This window comes from Variovorax sp. M-6 (genome assembly GCF_052114385.1).
Taxonomy (GTDB): Bacteria; Pseudomonadota; Gammaproteobacteria; order Burkholderiales; family Burkholderiaceae_C; genus Variovorax.
This window is the reverse complement of sequence record NZ_JBFREQ010000005.1, coordinates 31,529-48,473: the sequence shown is the minus strand read 5'-3', so window position 1 is coordinate 48,473 and position 16,945 is coordinate 31,529. Positions and strand designations below refer to the sequence as shown.

The window sequence follows — 16,945 nt, the reverse complement described above, 5'->3', positions numbered from 1 at the left end:
TCTTGTATTCGCGGCTATTTGAAGCCTATCATTTGGTTTGACCGATTGGTAAGTTTTCTGTTGTCTCGGGCGCCGACAGGCCTGCAGTCGACGCCTGCGGCGAGCACGCCCCGCTCTCTATGAAGGAGATCCATTTTTGAACGTCATCGAGAAACCCATTCACCTCTTCGGAACCGCGTACGGACGGAAGCCCGCCACGCACGACGCCGTGCTGACCGAAGTCGGACCGGGCACGCCTTGCGGAGAGTTCATGCGCCGGTACTGGCACCCCGTCGGGCTCTCCGAGCGTGTGACGGATCGTCCGGAGCGTGTCCGGATCCTGGGCGAGGACCTGATCCTGTTTCGTGACCGGAAGGGACGCCCGGGCTTGCTGTATCCGCGTTGCGCCCACCGGGGAACGGATCTCTATTTTGGCCGCATCGAGGACGAAGGCATTCGCTGCTGCTACCACGGCTGGTTGTTCAGCGTGGACGGCCAGTGCCTGGACCAGCCCTGCGAGAAGAACGGCGGTGAGCACCGCGACAGGATCCGCCAGCCCTGGTACGCCGTGCAGGAGCGCTACGGCATCGTGTGGGCGTACATGGGCCCGCCGGACAAGATGCCGCTGCTGCCGCGCTGGGACATCCTGGAAGACGTGGCGCCGGGAATGAAGCTGCACGTCACCCATTCCAGCCTGTACGCGGGCGGCGACGACGATGTCGAACTGGTTCCCTGCAACTGGCTTCAGGAGTGGGAGAACGTCATGGACCCGTTCCACATCCCGGTGCTGCACACGACCTTCAGCGGCGTGCAGTTCGTGCCCGAGATGGGGGTGATGCCCGAAGTCCACTGGGAATACACCGACACCGGCGTTCGCTACACCGCCTACCGGCGCCTGGACGACGGCCGCGAAGTCGATCGCGTGACCGCCGCCATGTTCCCGTACGTGCGCATGGTCCCGAACGTCCAGCTGAAGCATGGCGCGGCGTCGGGCGTCGGCTGGGTCGTGCCGGTGGACGACACCTCCTTGCGCCTGTGCTTTGCCATGAAGATCCCGGAATCGGAGAACTCCCTGCCCCGAAGCCCCAATCTGCGCCCCTGGTCGAAGATGACGGAGGCCGAGCGGCAACGCTATCCCGGCGACTGGGAAGCCCAGGTCGGACAAGGCCCGATCACCTTGCATGGCGAAGAGCACCTCGCCACCAGCGACAAGGGCGTGGGGATGCTGCGCCGCACGTTGCTGCAGCAGATCAAGGCCGTGCAGCAAGGGCAGGACCCGGCCGGCGTCATCTTCGATCCGGCCCAGGAACTCGTCCGGGTGGAGGCCGGCAACTTCTTCCGCGACACGGCCACGCGATGAGCAACGCCGCGGTCGCGCAGGCCGCCGATGCCTCGACCACGCCGGGCCGGGCTGTCCACTGGCACGCGGCGCGCGTCAGGCAGCGCGTGGCGATCGCCGCGCAGGTGTGGCTGTTCGAGCTTTCACCGGAAGCGGCCTACCCCTTCGAGTGCGTGGCGCCGGGGGCGCACATCGATGTCGAGTTGCCGAACGGCGCGGTGCGCCAGTACTCGTTGCTCACCCACATGGCCGATCAGCCGGCGCGGTTGGTGATCGCGGTCAAGCGCGATGCGCTTGGGCGCGGCGGTTCGATGCAGCTGTGCGACGCCGTGGAGGCTGGCGCCCGCTTGCGCATCGGCGCGCCGCGCAATCACTTTGCGCTGCATGCGGGCGAAGCGCCGGCCGTCCTGTTCGCCGGCGGCATCGGCATCACGCCGATCTGGTCGATGGTGCAGGCACTGAGGCAGCGCGGCAGCCCGTGGACCTTGCACTACGCCGCGCGTTCGCGCGCGGATGCGCCGCTTTGGGATCGGCTGGAGGGCGACGCGAACGTCCACCTGCATCTGGATGACGAGTCGGGCGGGCAGCCGATGGACATCGTCGGGATTGCGCACGAGGCGCCGCCGTCCGCGCATCTGTACTGTTGCGGGCCCGCGCCGATGCTGGACGCCTTCGAATCGGCTTGCGGCGATCGGGACCGGTCGCGTGTGCATCTGGAGCGATTCGGTGCCGCGCCGGTCCCGGCGGTTGCGCCGAGCGCGGCGAATGCCTGCGTGCTGCGCCTCGCGCGCGCCGAGGTGGAACTGCAGGTGGAACCTGGCCAGACGATCCTGGAGGTGCTTCGACAAGCGGGGATCGAGGTCTCGTCGTCCTGCGAGCAGGGCATCTGCGGCGCCTGCGAGACCCGGGTCCTCGAAGGCGAGATCGAGCACCGCGACGGTATTCTCAGTCCCGCGGAACGCGCCGCCGGCAACCTCATGATGATCTGCTGCTCGGTCGGCAAGGGACAACGGCTGGTGCTGGATCTGTAGCAGGGCGTGGGGGCCGGGTTGCAGCCGTCGCTCGCGCGGATGCTCAATCGACCCGGCACCACCGGCCGGAATCCGGGCACACACGGGCCCGCGCACCATTCAGCCAGACCTGCTCTTCGTCCAGCTGCAACGAGGTCGAAGGGTCGACATCGAAGGCGATCCGAAGTGCGCGCCCGACCTGGACGTTTTCGATGGGAAGCTCCCAGGTCAGGAACAGCTGAGTGCAATCCTGGTCGGGTGTGAAGTCGGCCACATCGAAGCGGTCGCTGTGACGCCTGATGACGGCGTGTGGCTGGCCGGTATCGAAAATCACGGCCGTCCCCCTGGCCAATGGGATTCGATGACCGGCAGAGGGGAAATGCAGGTCCAGGCCCTTGTCTTCGCTCAGGAAGAGATTGCAAAACGCCGCACCGCCGTAGTGCGCGCCGTCATGGTGGTACTTCGCGCCGCGGCAGGCCATGAGGGCGACGTCGCTGGAGGCAAGAACCTCGTGGAGACCGAGCGTGCGCGTCCAGTCGGTCGCCGCCTGCACGCAGTGCCTGTAGTCCGGCCAGCGCATGCGGGCTCGCGCCAGAGGCAATGGCTCGACATCTCCGGGTTCCAGGTCCAGGCGCAACGAGATCTCCCTTTGCCAATCCGCCATCAGCCTCGCGGGGGGCGCAGGCACGTCGACGGTGCCTGTCAGCACGACGTCGCTCACGCTTCGGCTGCGGATGGCATCGCCACTCCAGAAGTAGGAAGCAAGGAGGTGGTTCATCCGGATCAGTGTCGCAGCATCCAGTCGGCCGAGCCGTCGAGGACCTGGGCCATCACCTCGCGGTCATTGCGGCCCGAGCGGACCAGCACGTGGAAGGAGTGGTCGGCTTCGTCGATCCGCATCAGGGTCGCCGGCGGTCCGAGTTCGGCCACGAGCTTCTCGATCCGGTCGAACTCCGCCAGCTTGTCGCGCGTGCCCTGGACGAACAGCATGGGCGTGCGGACGTCGAAGAGATGGCGGGCACGGTCGCTCGATGGCGCGCCGGCCGCGTGCAGCGGAAAGCCCAGGAACACGAGGCCCGCCACGCCCGGCAAGGGCTTCAGGGCCTGCGCCTGGGAGGTCATGCGGCCGCCGAACGACTTCCCGCCCGCGAAGAGCGCAAGCGAGGGAAAGAGTCCGGCGGCATGCGCCACGGCGGCGCGCACCGCGGCATGCGCGATCGCCGGCGAATCGGTGCGCTTCGAGCCGCGCTCCATGTAGGGAAACTGGTAGCGCAGCGTGGCGATGCCGCGCTGTGCCAGGCCGTCGGCCACCTCGGCCATGAACGCGTGCGCCATGCCGGCGCCGGCACCGTGCGCGAACACGTAGCAGGCGCGCGGCGCCGGCGGCGACTGCACCAGGCCGGAGACGCTTTCGCCGTCGGCCAGAGCGATGGTGGTGGGTCGTGCTTCGGTGTTCATGTGGCGTCCTCTCGATTCCGGCGCACGGCAGCGCCGCAGCCCGAAATTGTGGCGCATGTCGGCGCGTCGGCGGGGATCGGGAGGTCGCATCAAGATTGCCTCATCGGCAGCGCGCCATAGAATCCGCGCGATGAGAGATCGATCGGGTGACGTCGACAACTGGGTCCGGAGCGTCGATGTGGCGCTGCCGCCCTTGCTGGTCACCGAGTACCGATGGACTCGAACCACAGTGCCGCAAGGCCACAAGCACAGCCGCGGGCAGCTGGCGTTTTCCGGCGAAGGCGTGATCACCGTCACGACGGCCGGCGGCCGGTGGGTGACGCCGCCGAATCGGGCGGTGTGGATACCGCCCCTGGTGTTCCATGAAACGTCGGCGGTTGCCGATGTCACGATGCACAGCGTGTTCGTGCAGGAGAACCTGGCGGCGGAACTTCCCAAGGCCGTGACCGCGGTGGCGGTGTCGCCGCTCTTGAGAGAGTTGATCTTCCACGCCGCGGAGTTCCCCGAGCAGACCGACAAGTCGGCCGCCGAGCAGCGCATCCTCGACGTGATCCTGGATCAACTGCATCTGATCCAGACGTCTCCGCTGGACCTTCCGATGCCGCAGGACAAGAGGCTGCGGAAGATCTGCGAGGGCATCCTGCGCGATCCGGCCTCGCGCGCCTCGCTGCTCGAGTGGGAGCGGATCGTCGGCGCGAGCAAGCGCACCATCACGCGGCTCTTCCCGCTGGAAACGCAACTGACCTTCGACGAGTGGCGCAAGCAGGCCGTGCTGCTCGAGGCCTTGCGTCGCCTGGCCGCTGGCCAGGCCGTGAGCCAGGTCGCCATCGAGCTCAACTACGACAGCCCGAGCGCCTTCATCGCGATGTTCAAGAAGTCGCTCGGCGCCACGCCCGGAAAGTACTTCCCCCGGGGGAAGTGACGACACGCGCCGGACAGCGGCGCCGTTCTTCCAACCGACTCTCTCGCACGTTCCGTCGCAGGCCCAGGGCATTGCGTCGGGGCCGGTTTGCGCACGTTCGCAATGTGACGCAATGCGGGCATGCGCTGTCCGATTCCGGCAAGTCCCGCGGCCACCCTCCGGCTATTCTGAGCCCATCCAATCCGAGCAACCGATCAACTGGAGTGTGAGATGGTGAGCCAAACTATTGCGCCGACTTTCGGCGTCGACCTGATCCCTTCGCTATCCCAACGCAGGAAGGCCGCGGCGGCCAGCGTGATCGGGACCACGATCGAGGTCTACGACTTCTTCATTTTCGGAACCGCTGCGGCACTGATCTTCAGCAAGCAGTTCTTTCCGAGCCTGGACCCGACCGCAGCCCTGATCGCGTCCTTTCTCTCGTACGCGGCCGGGTACTTCGCGAGGCCGCTCGGTGCTTTCCTGTTCGGCTATTTCGGTGACCGGTGGGGCCGCAGAGACACGCTGCTCATCACGCTCGTTTTGATGGCAACGCCGACGATCCTGATCGGTCTGCTGCCGCCCTATGCGCAGATCGGCCTGCTCGCTCCCTTGTTGCTGTGCGTCCTGCGCATCCTCCAGGGCATTGCCTACGGCGGCGAGTGGGGCGGCGCGGTGCTGTTGGCGGTGGAGTACGCGCCCAAGGGCCGCAAGGCCTTGTGGGGCAGCCTGCCCGCGGCCGGGGCCTCGGCCGGCATCGTGCTGGCCAGCCTGGCCTGGGCCGCCACCTCCTCGCTGGCGGAAGACGCATTCCAGTCCTGGGGTTGGCGGCTTCCCTTCCTGGCCAGCGCGATTCTCCTGGTGGTCGGCGTGTTCCTGCGCCGCAGCGTGAAGGAAACACCGCAGTTCGAGAAGGCCAAGCGCAACGGCGAGACCTCGAAGGCACCCATCTCGGAACTCTTCGCAACCGCCAAGCTGCCGATGCTGCGCTGCATGGGCATGCGCATCTTCGAGAACAGCTGGTTCGCCATCCTGCTGGTGTTCATCGTGTCGTATGCCGTCAGCACGGCGAAGATTCCGAAGGCCGAGGTGCTGAATGCGATCGCATTCGGCGCGGCGATCTCGATGCCGATGTTTCTCTTCGTCGGATGGATCGGCGACCGCATCGGGCAAAAGATCGTCTACGCGGCGGGTGCCGTGCTGCTGGCGGGCTGGACCTGGATCATGTTCGACGCCATCGCCGGAGGCCGGCCGCTGATGCCCATCGTCGTCGCCCTCGGCTTCATCTGGCCGATGGTGTTCTCGCCGCAAACCTCTCTGTTCGCGGCCCAGTTCGATACGCGGGTGCGCTACTCGGGGCTGTCGGTGTCCACGCAGATCGCCGGCATTCTCGGTGGCGGCATCGCGCCCTTCATCGCGGCGGTGCTGGCGGCCAAGGCGGGCGGCAGTCCCCACCTCATCGCCGTGTACCTGACGGTGCTCGCGGGCCTTGGCCTCGTCAGCGTGTATTTCATGCGCCCCACCAGGTCGTTGGACGACTGACCGGCCCGTCGAGGCCGGAATCAACCCCCACGGATCAAGCAACAGGAGAAAGCAAATGGCTGCATCAACCGATGTACAACGGCGCGGCGTGGAGTTCTATGCATCGTGGTCGCCCGCGATGCAGAAGTTCCGCGTCCCGGAGGAAGACCTGGCGGTCGTCATGCAGGCCGCCGACCACATGATTCCCGGCGGCGATGGCTGGCCCAGGCCGTCCGGCACCGATGTCGCGGGCTACATCGCCCGAGGCGCCCGGCGCAAGACCGACGTGGACATGCTGTCGCTGGTCGCCGGGCAGCTGCGTGCATCGCTGGGCTCGGCGGATGCGTTGCAGAAGGCCCTGACGGAACTGCAGGCGAGCCAGCCCGTGGCGTTCCGCGTGTTGCAGGAGTTCGTGTACTACGCCTACTACGCCCAGCAGGACGTCGTGCGCGCGATTCGCAACCTGCTCGATTGCGACTACATCAGCCCGCCGCAGCCGCGCGGCTACGAGATGCTGCCCGACGACGAAATCGCCCCGTCGCGGGCCCACAGCTATGTCCCGACGCATGCCGTGCGCCGGGTGGACCTGAGCAAGGTCGACTTTTCCGAGAAGTAAGAAGAGGAGAGAAGCATGCGCACCGATCCCCACCGCGTCACCCGGACGGAAGTACTGATCATCGGCGCCGGCATGGCCGGCGGCGCCATCGCCAAGCGGCTGAGCGACCACGGCATCCAGGTGATCTGCCTGGAGCAGGGCCCCGAGATCCAGCAGAGCCAGCTGCCGCATCTGTCCGAGATGTTCGAGCTCGACAAGACCCGCGATGCCAACGTGCACCCGAACGTGCGCGGCCTGAAGGAGGACTATCCCGTCACCTCGGACGACGTCGGCTCCAGCATCCGCATGGTCAGTGCCGTCGGCGGCAGTGCCACCAAGTACTCGGGTGTCTGGATGCGGCCGCGCCCCAGCGATTTCAGAAAAGGCACCGAGCACGGCATGGCGCCGGACTGGCCCATCTCCTATGAAGACCTCGCGCCCTACTTCGACATCTGCGACGGCGAGATGGGCATCTCGGGCCTGAACGGCGACCCCGGCTATCCGGCGCGGTCGCCGCGAAACACGCCGATGATTCCGCTGGGCCGCTCGGGCAAGCGGCTGGCCGGCGCGCTGGACAAGCTGGGCTGGCACTGGTGGCCCACCGACAACGCGATCATCACCGAAGACTTCGACGGCCGGCTCGCGTGCAACCATTGCGGCCAGTGCGTGATGGGCTGCCCGCGCGGCTCGATGGCGACCAGCGCCACCGCCTACTGGCCGCAGGCGATCCGCAACGGCGCGGATCTGCGGACCTTCGCGCGGGTGCACCGCATCGTCTACGACGGCGCGCGCGCCAAGGGCGCGGTCTATGAAGACCTCCACACCGGCGCCCACCACGAGATCTCGGCGGACATCGTCGTGGTCTGCGCCAACGGCATCGGGACGCCGCGATTGCTGCTGATGTCGGCCACCGGCAGCTCCGACGGGCTGGCCAATTCCAGCGGCCTGCTCGGAAAGAACCTGATGCTGCACCCGCAGGCCTTCGTCGAAGGCATCTTCGACGACCCGATGGACAGCTACAAGGGCGCGCGCGGATCCCCGCTGTACTGCGGCGAGTTCATGGAGACCGACGTCTCGCGCGGCTTCGTCAACGGCTACACCATCGTGATGGTGCGCGCGCCGGGCGCGGGCTACGCGTCGATGGGCTACTCGACCTTCAAGCCCGTCCACTGGGGAGCGGACCACCATCGGCATTTCGGCGAGATGTTCAACCACCAGGCCTGGCTCATGAACCTGGCCGAAGACTTGCCCCTGGAGCGCAACACGGTGACGCTGGACCCGCTCAAGAAGGATTCCAGCGGCCTGCCCGCGCCGAAGGTCAGCTACCGCATGCACGACCAGGACCGGCGCGCCACCCAGCACGCGATCGACCGCTCCGAGGAGTTGATGCACGCGGCCGGTGCGCGGATCGTGAACAACTCCGGCGTGCTGGAGCAACCCTGCGGCTTCCACCTGATGGGTACCGCGCGCATGGGCTTCTCGCGCACCGACTCGGTGGTGAACAAGTGGCACCGGAGCTGGGACATTCCGAACCTGTTCATCTGCGACGGCAGTTCGATGGCCAGCAGCTTCGGCGTGACGCCGACCGCGACGATCGGCGCGATGGCGGTCCGGCTGGCCGACTACATCGCGAAGAACAGGACCACGCTGTTGCAGAAGACAGCGACGGAAGAGGCGGCGATCGCCTGACCCTGACTCCCATGACAACGTAGAAACAACGGCGGAAGAAAATGAAAAAGTACTCAATGTTCGTGGATGGCAAGGAAGCCGCTCCCAGCACCGGCGACTGGTTCGAGACCTTCGATCCCTTCCTCGGCGCGCCCTGGGCGCTGATCCCTCGCGGCGCCGCGGAGGACGTCGACCGCGCGGTGCAGGCGGCGCATGCCCAGTTCGCGGGCGGCGAATGGTCGCAATTGACGCCGACCCAGCGCGGCGCGCTGCTGCGCAAGGTGGGCGATCTGATCGCGCGCGATGCCGAGAAGCTCGCTGCGCTGGAAGTCAAGGACAACGGCAAGCTGATTGCCGAGATGTCCGGGCAGCTGAACTACATCCCGCAGTGGTACTACTACTTCGGCGGCCTGGCCGACAAGATCGAGGGCGCGGTGCTGCCCTCGGACAAGAAGGGCTACTTCAACTTCACGCGCAACGAACCCCTGGGCGTGGTGGCCGCGATCACGCCCTGGAACTCGCCGTTGCTGATCCTGTCCTGGAAGCTGGCGCYGGCGCTGGCCGCGGGATGCACGGTCGTCATCAAGCCGTCGGAGTTCGCCTCGGCCTCGACGCTGGAGTTCGTCAAGCTGTTCGCCGAGGCCGGCTTCCCGCCCGGCGTGGTGAATGCGGTCACGGGCTTCGGCAAGGATGTCGGCGCGGCGCTGGTCGAGCATCCGCTGGTGAAGAAGATCAGTTTCACGGGCTCCGACCACACGGGCCGCCTGATCAACGAACAGGCGGCGCGACAGTTCAAGTCCGTCAATCTCGAACTCGGGGGGAAGTCGCCCAACATCGTCTTTGCCGATGCGGACATGGACGACGCGGTCAACGGCGCCATCTCGGCGATCCTGGCGGCGACCGGGCAGACCTGCATCGCGGGCTCGCGCCTGCTGCTGCAGCGGCCGATCCACGACAAGTTCCTCGAGAAGCTGATCCCGATCGCGCGCTCCGCGCGCATGGGCGATCCGGCGTCCCCCACCACGCAGGTCGGCCCGGTCACCACGCGCCAGCAGCTCGACAAGATCGAGTCCTTCATCGAGATCGCCAGGAACGACGGCGCGACGCTGGCGCTGGGCGGGCAGCGCGCGCGCCGCCCCGAGTGCGGCGACGGCTGGTTCGTCGAGCCCACCATCTTCACCGGCGTCGTCAACAGCATGCGCATCGCGCAGGAAGAGGTGTTCGGACCGGTGCTGTCGGTGATCCCGTTCGACACGGAAGAGGAGGCGCTCGCGATCGCGAACGACACACCGTTCGGCCTGGGGGCCGGCGTATGGACGCAGGACTTCGGCCGGATGCTGCGCATGTCCGAGCGCATCCAGTCCGGCACCGTATGGGTCAACAGCTACCGCGCGGCGAGCTTCATGTCGCCGTTCGGCGGCTACAAGGACTCCGGTGTGGGACGCGAGAACGGCCTGGGCGCCATTCACGAGTACCTGCAGACCAAATCCGTCTGGATCAACGTGGGTGTCAAGACCGGCAACGCGTTCGTGATGCGATGAGTCGCGGTGTGGGCGGCGCGGCTTGCGGGTAGGCATAATCCTCGAGCCGTTGCCGCCGGCAGACGCGCGGCCCACCTGGAGCTCGGTATTGAAGAAGCCATCGGACAGCAGAGCGCCGATCCCTGAAGAGCTAGCCCTCGGTCCGCGCCTCAAGAACCTCAGGCTCCGATCGCGTCTGACCCTGGACGATGTGTCGCAGCGCAGCGGGCTCGCCAAAAGCTACCTCTCCAGGCTCGAGCGCAGCCTGAAGCGGCCTTCGATCTCGACGGTCCTGAAGCTGTGCGACGCGCTGGGCGTCAAGCTCTCGTCGCTGTTGGAAGAGGGCGCCGAGGACCCCATGATCCGCGTGATCCGCAAGAAGGACCGCAAGGACCACGTGGTCCGCGGCGACGCCGACAACGCGGTGAAGAACTACCAGATCGTCTCGCCGGCGGACGACCAGCGCTTCCTGAGCCTGTTCCTCGTCAAGCCCAGCGCGAAGAAGACCACGCGGGCGAGTTCGAGCCACTCGGGCGAGGAGATCGCCTACGTGCTCAGGGGCTGCGTCGAGTTGACGATCGGCGGCTCCACCATCACGGCCGAAGAGGGCGATTGCGTCCATTTCATGGCGCAGACCGAGCACACCATGCGCTCGGTCGGGCGTGCGGTCTGCGAGGTCCTGGTGGTCACTTCGCCGGTGCACTGAAGCGCGTTCCGGCCCACGCCGGCGGCTACAGATCCAGGACCAGGGTCGCCGACCTGGCGCGCGAAACGCAGATGCGGATCCACTCGTTCTGCGCGGGCATGCCGCCGTACTGTGCATCCCTGTGGTCGGGCTCGCCCGCGAGCACGCGTTGCGTGCATCGCCCGCAGCTGCCATGCCGGCAGTCGTAGTCGACCGGCACGCCGGCCGCGAGCAAGGCGTCGAGAATGGTCTGGCCCGGCGGGACGCCGACCTCGCTGCCGCTTTTCGCCAGTACGACGTTGAACGCCGTGTCGTCGGGTGAAGCCGCGCCTTCGAAGGATTCGGCGTGCACCCGGCCCGCGTCCCACGCCAGCTCGCGCGCCATCGAGGCGACGTCGTGGATCATGGCGCCCGGCCCGCAGACGTAGACGTGCGTGTCGGCAGGCGCCCGCGCCAGGATGCCGTGGAGGTCCAGCCGTCCCATCGCCGGGTCGGCCGTGGTCACGATGGTGCAGGTGCCGTGCCGCAGGGCGCGTAGCTCGTCCAGGAACGGCATGCCCGCCTGGGACTTTCCCGAGTAGAAGAGCGTGAAGTCGATTCCCTTCCGGTCGAGCTCCCGGGCCAGCGACAGCAGCGGCGTGATGCCGATCCCGCCCGCGATCAGGAGATGTCGGCCCGCCTCGGGGGCCAGGCCGAAGCCGTGCACCGGATCCGACACCATGACCACCCGGCCCGGGCGCACGCTGGCGTGCAGGAACGCCGAGATGCCCGTCGACCGCCGGCCGCGGGCGACCGAGATCTCGTAGCCTCCGGCATCGTCGGGCCGCGAGGTCAGGGTGTAGGCCCGCGTGCCCTGCAGGCCCGAGGCGGCATCCTTGAGCGCGACGACCACATGGGCGCCCGGCTCGAACGGTGCCACCGGCTTCCTGTCGGCGCGCACGAGCCGGAATGTCTTGACCTCCGCGCAGGCGACGTCGACCGACGCCACCCGGAACATCGTTGCCATGCGCGGCTAGCGTCCGTTGTAGGCCGGATCGCCCTGGTCGCGCAGCCAGATCCGCAGCAGGTGCCGCCGCTTGCCTTCCTCGTCGTTGTCGACGAACTCGGTCCGGCTGTGCACGATCACCTGGTTGTTCACGAACTGCAGCTGGCCGGGCGCCATGTAGAACTCGGCCACCAGATGATCCTGGGCGAACAGCTCGTCCAGCGCGGCGACCGCGTCGGCCGTCGCATCGTCCAGGTCCGCCTCGCCCATCTCGAACGCGCTCTTCATCTGGTAGGGCCCGACGCGCGCCTTCAGCACTTCGCCGTCGAAGCGCAGGAAGGGGGCGCTCATGCAGGGCGGCTCCGCGGGGTCGTGCTCGCGCATCCGGAAATACTTGAAGTCGGCGTAGAGGCGCGGCAGGACGTCGGGGTGGTGGTCCAGCAGCCAGTTGTAGCCGCTGATGACGCTGAACGCGCGGCTCAGTCCGCCGCTCTTGGGCTCCTGCAGCATCAGCAGGCCGACGTATTCCGGCGGCAGCGGCGTGTTGGCCCCGTCGTTGTGGAACTCCAGCAGATCGCGCGAGGTGGAGCCGCGGGCGGCCGTTCCGGCCTTCATCGGAATGCCGGCGTCCTTGACGTCGGCCATCATGTTGCCGTTGTGCTTCTGCGCGACGGGCCGCCCGAGCAGCGACGAGACCACCCAGTACACGGCGCGTGCCTCGTCCGTCGACATCTGCTCGGTCGGCAGCCGGTCGAGCACGCAGATGCCGATCCCGTCGTCGAGGGTCGTGCGGACGGGGCCCTCCATGAACGCCCTGGTCCTGTCCAGTGCGTACTGCGAGGGCGTGAGCGTCTGAAACGGCGCGGGCGAGCGCCTGATGGCTTCGAGCATGACGAGGATCTCGTCGGTGACCTCCCTGGGCACCGGGAGCAGCCAGGACGACTGCTCCAGGGAGTTCAGGGTCCAGGCCATCGGGCCTTCGATCGGGGCGATACACATCGGACTGGCTACGTTGTTCATGCGTGTTCTCGGGTTGGTCTGCGACGCCTGAACGATAGGGCCGCCGGTGCGCTTGCGTGCGTCGCGTTCAGGCCATTCGATAGCGGGTCGAGGCCAAAGCGCCGTCCACCCGGCGATTGCGGCGTCGACCCGGCATGTGTCCGATTTGCGTTAGCGCCAACGCGTGCGCCTGGGCATCATGCAGTCCACCTCACTCGGAGCGAAGCCGATGAATGCCTGTCTCGCGCGCCTGGTCCTTGGCGCGGCCACCGCTGCCCTCTCGTGGTGCGGCCCTTCGGCCGCGCAGGAGGGGAAAACCATGAAGATCGTCGTCATCACCGCGCCGGGCGGGGCCGGCGACTTCATGGCCCGCTACGTGGCCGAGCGCCTGGGGACCAGGACCGGAAAAACGGTGCTGGTCGAGAACCGGCCCGGTGCCGGAGGCAACATCGCTTCCGCACTGGTCGCGCGTGCCCCCAACGACGGCATGACGCTGCTGCTGACCTCGAACAGCCACACCATCAATCCGCAGATCTTCAGCAAGGCGGGATACGACGCCTTCAAGGATTTCACGCCGGTCGTCCAGCTCACGCGGGGGCCGGTCGTGCTTGCGGTCGGGCCGGGCAGCCAGGCCAGCACGTTGCGCGAGTTCGTCGAGGCCAGCAAGCTCAATGCGGCGAACGGCAGCTATGCCACCTACGGCATCGGCGGTGCGGCCCACCTGGTGGGAGAGATGCTGAGCACGGCCTCCGGCGCGAAGCTGCAGCATGTCGCCTACCGGGGCGCGGCACCGGCGCTCAACGATGCCGTCGCCGGCCAGGTTCCCGCGGTCCTGGTCTCGCTTGCCGCCGCCAGCGCCTTCATCAAGTCGGGGCAGCTGCGTCCCCTGGCCGTGTCTTCCGCCACGCGCTGGCCGGGCGCGGCGTCCATTCCGACCATCGCCGAGAGCGGCTGGAAGGAAGTGGTCTACGACATCTGGATCGGTCTGGTCGCGCCGGCCGGCACACCGGCCGAGGTCGTGAGCCAGCTCAACCGGGACATCGCCGAGATCGTGAAGACGCCCGAGGCGCGCGAGAGCTTCGCCAGGCAGGGCATGGAGCCGGTGGGCGGCAGCCCTGCGGAATTCGATGCCTACCTCCGAAGCGAATCCGCGACGGTGGGGCAGGTCATCAAGGCCAACAGGATCAGCGCCGACTGAGGTCTTCCGCGGTGCCGCGGCGAAGGCAATCGGCGGCGCCGCGCAGCACGCTTCGCGCGAAGTACTGGAAGGTCAGGCTGATGATCTCGGGCTTCAGCAGGAAATCCCGCGACTCGCGGGCCAGCTCGGGCTGCACCGGCGTGATCGGGCCCAGCGCCCCGGCGCGCAACTGGGCGGCTGCGGCCTGTTCCATCCAGATGGCCAGTACGGCGGCCTCCTCGATGCTGATGCCCGCGGTCAGCAGCCCATGGTGGGCCAGCAGCAGCGTCTTCTTGCTGCCGAGCGCCCGGGAGATGATCGCACCTTCGTCGTCGGCGATCGGCAGGCCGGGCCAGTCGCCCAGGTAGGCGCAGTTGTCGAACAGCGGCGTGGCGTCCATGTGCGAGACGACCAGCGGCTGGCCGGTCATGGACAGGGCAGAGGTTGCCGGCGGGTGGGTGTGGACGATGCTCTGGACATCCGGACGCGTGCGATAGACCCAGAGATGGAAGCGCGTCGCCGGGTTGGGGAGCGACCTGCCGTCCAGCGGACGCAAGTCGTTATCGACCAGGATCAGATCGTCGATCGTGGCCTCGTCCGCGCCGGTGCCGAACTTCAGCGTCCAGTAGGTCCCCGGCTCCACGCCGCGCGCACTGATCTGGCCCGCGAGCCCGCCGTGCCAGTGGCCGGCGGCGCCCAGCATGCGGCAGGCCAGAACCAGTTTTTCGTCGAGCGGGCGGGCGTCGAGTCGCACCTTGCTTGCAAGCTCGTCATCGACCCGGTTGCGGGTCGCATTCTTGTCGTTCATGGATTTCCTTCTTGAGTTGGATCGGTCGTTGCAATAGGCTGGGCAACAAGTTGTCCATTCAAGCACCTGACTTCGAACGAGTCAATTCTGGAATCGGACAGTCTTGGGAGTTACAAGCACTGAATTCCCTGATGGACAACTTGTTGCTCAACGGCACACAATTTGCTTGTTCGTGGCGTGTCCTTGCGAGATGGGGGGACACGTCCATCAACCACGGAAGAAGAGGACACGATGGCGCGCAGCGCATGGCGAAACGCAAGCGTTTGCGGCCTGAATGGTGCGGCGTCGCTCGCTGGTTGTCCAACCGAATCAGGAGATCCCCATGCCTTGGCTTGCAGATGTCGAACATACTTTCTGCGTCAGCTCGGAACAGTGCGGCGCGAACCTGCTCTTCGCGCCGCACACCCACCCCACGCTCCAGATCATGTTCAGCCTCGAGGGTGTGCTGACGGCGTCCACCACTTCCAGCGAGTGGCGCGCCCCGCCGCACTCCATGGTATGGATACCGCCTCACAGGCAGCACGGCCTTGCCGTCGCGCGTCCCTGCAGGGTGTTCTGCATTCACCTGCCGACCGACGGGCAGGAGGAGCCGGACGATTGCAGCGTGTCTCCGGTGCCGCCGCTGGTCATCGAGCTCGTGGCCTATCTGGCGCGGCCGGATCGTTCGGTGGACCTGGCGCGGCAAGCGTGCCTGAAGGAGGTCATCCGGGAAGAGCTTCGATGCGTGGACCCGTCCGCCTGCAGGATGCAACTGCCGCTGGACCGCCGGGCCGCCCGGGTCGCGCGCGCCATCCTGGCGGAGCCTTCGAACCCCCGGACGCTGCATGAGTGGGCGAATGAAGTGGGGGCCTGCGAGCGCACCCTGTCACGCGTGTTCGAGCGGCAGACGGGCCTCACGTTCAAGAAATGGCAGCAACGAAGCCGCTTGCTGCGGGCCGGCGAGCTGCTGCGCCAGGGGACGCCCGTGACGGAGGTCGCACTGATGGTGGGCTACGAAAGCGTGAGTGCCTTCATCTCGATCTTCAGGAAGGAGTACGGCGTGACGCCCGGCACCTTCGTGACCGCGCCTCGGAGAGGCAGCGCGGAGGGCCGGCTCGTCGCTTCGCCCTGAGTCGGGCGCGCGGCAGCGCAGGTTCGTCCGGCCCTCAGAGGACGTCGCGAAGAAGCAGCATGAAAAGACCCGGTTACGCGACTTCTTCAACAGGACGCAAGGCGTTTCCAGGCTGGTTCTCGGCGGCCGTCCATTCGCCGGTCGCGCAAATCTCTTTCACCAGATTCAAGTGCAACGCCAGATCATGGCCTTGAGATGCCACCCACTGGTCATCGTAGTAAGTGTCCAGGTAGCGTTCGCCAGAGTCGCATGCGAGGAATACGATCGAGCCCGACTCCCCGGCCGCGACCATGTCGCAGGCCAGCTTGAGGGCACCGTGGAAGTCGGTTCCTGTGGACCCGCCGTAGCGCTTTCCCGTCAAGCAAGCCAGGTAGCGCATCGCAGCGTAGGAAGAAGCCGTGGGAACACGGATCATTCGATCGATCACGTCGGGTACGAACGAAGGTTCCACGCGTGGGCGGCCGATGCCTTCCACACCGGATGAGCGCGTGCTGGTGATGCCCGATTCACGAGACCGGTGATAGTCAAGAAACACCGAGTTCTCCGGGTCGACCACGCACAACTGAGTGGCATGCCCGTGGTAGCGAACGTAGCGCCCGATGGTGGCCGAAGTCCCGCCCGTGCCGGCACCCGTGACGATCCAACGGGGAACCGGATGTGACTCGTTCTTGAGCTGATCGAAGATCGATTGGGCGATATTGTTGTTGCCGCGCCAGTCGGTCGCTCTCTCCGCGTAGGTGAACTGATCCATGTAGTGCCCGCCGGTCTGTCTTGCCAGCCGGGTCGCCTCGTCATAGACCTGCTCGGGTCGATCGACGAAGTGACAGCGACCGTCGTAGAACTCGATCAGCTTGATCTTGGCGGGGGAGGTACTGCGCGGCATGACAGCTATGAAGGGCAAGCCGAGCATCCGCGCGAAGTAGGCCTCCGACACTGCGGTGCTCCCCGAAGACGCTTCGATGATGGTGGTTCCAGCGCGCACCCAACCGTTGCACAGCGCATACAGAAACAAGGAGCGTGCCAAGCGATGCTTGAGGCTTCCTGTGGGGTGCGTTGATTCGTCCTTGATGTACATCGAGACGCCGGGAAGCCCCGGGATCTCGAGAAATGTGAGGTGCGTGTCGGCCGAGCGTTGAAAGTCGCGCTCAATGCGTCGGATCGATTCGGAAGTCCAGGAACGCAGGTTTGGCAT

At 66.7% G+C, this 16,945-nt stretch carries 16 protein-coding genes; 10 read left to right on the top strand and 6 right to left on the bottom strand.

The window, feature by feature from the left end:
- Nucleotides 1–136: 136 nt before the first annotated feature.
- Together AB4Z46_RS07565 and AB4Z46_RS07560 are read left to right on the top strand one after the other, a co-directional pair.
- Nucleotides 137–1,339, top strand: coding sequence for a Rieske 2Fe-2S domain-containing protein (locus tag AB4Z46_RS07565; protein ID WP_442282871.1), 1,203 nt, complete (start codon nt 137–139; stop codon nt 1,337–1,339).
- A gap of 86 nt (nt 1,340–1,425) precedes the next feature.
- A complete protein-coding gene (locus tag AB4Z46_RS07560) occupies nt 1,426–2,349 on the top strand; it encodes a PDR/VanB family oxidoreductase (RefSeq protein WP_442282870.1) in 924 nt (307 codons plus the stop codon).
- 43 nt (nt 2,350–2,392) lie between these two features.
- Here the strand turns inward: AB4Z46_RS07560 and AB4Z46_RS07555 are convergent, their stop codons facing one another.
- Nucleotides 2,393–3,106 carry a hypothetical protein gene (locus AB4Z46_RS07555; protein ID WP_442282869.1) on the bottom strand — a complete coding sequence of 238 codons (714 nt, stop codon included), beginning with the start codon at nt 3,104–3,106 and terminating at the stop codon, nt 2,393–2,395.
- Between the two features lie 5 nt (nt 3,107–3,111).
- Nucleotides 3,112–3,786, bottom strand: a complete 675-nt coding sequence (locus AB4Z46_RS07550) for an alpha/beta hydrolase family protein (protein WP_442282868.1) — start codon at nt 3,784–3,786, stop codon at nt 3,112–3,114.
- Between the two features lie 130 nt (nt 3,787–3,916).
- On the opposite strand from AB4Z46_RS07550, the gene AB4Z46_RS07545 reads away from it, so the two are divergent.
- From AB4Z46_RS07545 to AB4Z46_RS07520, 6 genes are all read left to right on the top strand, one after another.
- Nucleotides 3,917–4,708 (top strand): AraC family transcriptional regulator, encoded by a 792-nt coding sequence (locus tag AB4Z46_RS07545; RefSeq protein WP_442282867.1) that lies wholly within the window; start codon nt 3,917–3,919, stop codon nt 4,706–4,708.
- Nucleotides 4,709–4,918: 210 nt separating this feature from the next.
- Nucleotides 4,919–6,226, top strand: a complete 1,308-nt coding sequence (locus AB4Z46_RS07540; RefSeq protein ID WP_442282866.1) for an MFS transporter — start codon at nt 4,919–4,921, stop codon at nt 6,224–6,226.
- Between the two features lie 55 nt (nt 6,227–6,281).
- Nucleotides 6,282–6,821 carry a hypothetical protein gene (locus tag AB4Z46_RS07535; protein ID WP_442282865.1) on the top strand — a complete coding sequence of 180 codons (540 nt, stop codon included), beginning with the start codon at nt 6,282–6,284 and terminating at the stop codon, nt 6,819–6,821.
- A gap of 15 nt (nt 6,822–6,836) precedes the next feature.
- Complete coding sequence (locus AB4Z46_RS07530; protein WP_442282864.1) at nt 6,837–8,489, top strand: GMC family oxidoreductase; 1,653 nt, start codon at nt 6,837–6,839, stop codon at nt 8,487–8,489.
- A 41-nt stretch (nt 8,490–8,530) separates the two neighbouring features.
- The gene (locus AB4Z46_RS07525) at nt 8,531–10,009 is read left to right on the top strand and encodes an aldehyde dehydrogenase (RefSeq protein WP_442282863.1); all 1,479 of its coding nucleotides are present in this window, start codon (nt 8,531–8,533) and stop codon (nt 10,007–10,009) included.
- Nucleotides 10,010–10,097: 88 nt separating this feature from the next.
- The gene (locus AB4Z46_RS07520) at nt 10,098–10,694 is read left to right on the top strand and encodes a helix-turn-helix domain-containing protein (protein WP_442282862.1); all 597 of its coding nucleotides are present in this window, start codon (nt 10,098–10,100) and stop codon (nt 10,692–10,694) included.
- A 25-nt stretch (nt 10,695–10,719) separates the two neighbouring features.
- On the opposite strand, the gene AB4Z46_RS07515 is transcribed toward AB4Z46_RS07520, so the two are convergent.
- Nucleotides 10,720–11,679 carry a PDR/VanB family oxidoreductase gene (locus AB4Z46_RS07515; RefSeq protein WP_442282861.1) on the bottom strand — a complete coding sequence of 320 codons (960 nt, stop codon included), beginning with the start codon at nt 11,677–11,679 and terminating at the stop codon, nt 10,720–10,722.
- A 6-nt stretch (nt 11,680–11,685) separates the two neighbouring features.
- On the bottom strand, nt 11,686–12,678 hold the full coding sequence (locus AB4Z46_RS07510) for a TauD/TfdA family dioxygenase (RefSeq protein ID WP_442282860.1): 993 nt from the start codon (nt 12,676–12,678) through the stop codon (nt 11,686–11,688).
- A gap of 298 nt (nt 12,679–12,976) precedes the next feature.
- On the opposite strand from AB4Z46_RS07510, the gene AB4Z46_RS07505 reads away from it, so the two are divergent.
- Complete coding sequence (locus tag AB4Z46_RS07505; protein WP_442282859.1) at nt 12,977–13,855, top strand: tripartite tricarboxylate transporter substrate binding protein; 879 nt, start codon at nt 12,977–12,979, stop codon at nt 13,853–13,855.
- Here the strand turns inward: AB4Z46_RS07505 and AB4Z46_RS07500 are convergent.
- Entirely contained in the window at nt 13,842–14,642 is an 801-nt protein-coding gene (locus AB4Z46_RS07500) for an aldolase (protein WP_442282858.1), read from the bottom strand. The genes AB4Z46_RS07505 and AB4Z46_RS07500 overlap by 14 nt on opposite strands.
- 322 nt (nt 14,643–14,964) lie before the next feature.
- Between AB4Z46_RS07500 and AB4Z46_RS07495 the strand changes: the two genes are divergently transcribed.
- Complete coding sequence (locus AB4Z46_RS07495) at nt 14,965–15,753, top strand: AraC family transcriptional regulator (protein ID WP_442282857.1); 789 nt, start codon at nt 14,965–14,967, stop codon at nt 15,751–15,753.
- 73 nt (nt 15,754–15,826) lie between these two features.
- Here AB4Z46_RS07495 and AB4Z46_RS07490 read toward each other — a convergent pair whose 3' ends face one another.
- Complete coding sequence (locus tag AB4Z46_RS07490; RefSeq protein WP_442282856.1) at nt 15,827–16,945, bottom strand: PLP-dependent cysteine synthase family protein; 1,119 nt, start codon at nt 16,943–16,945, stop codon at nt 15,827–15,829.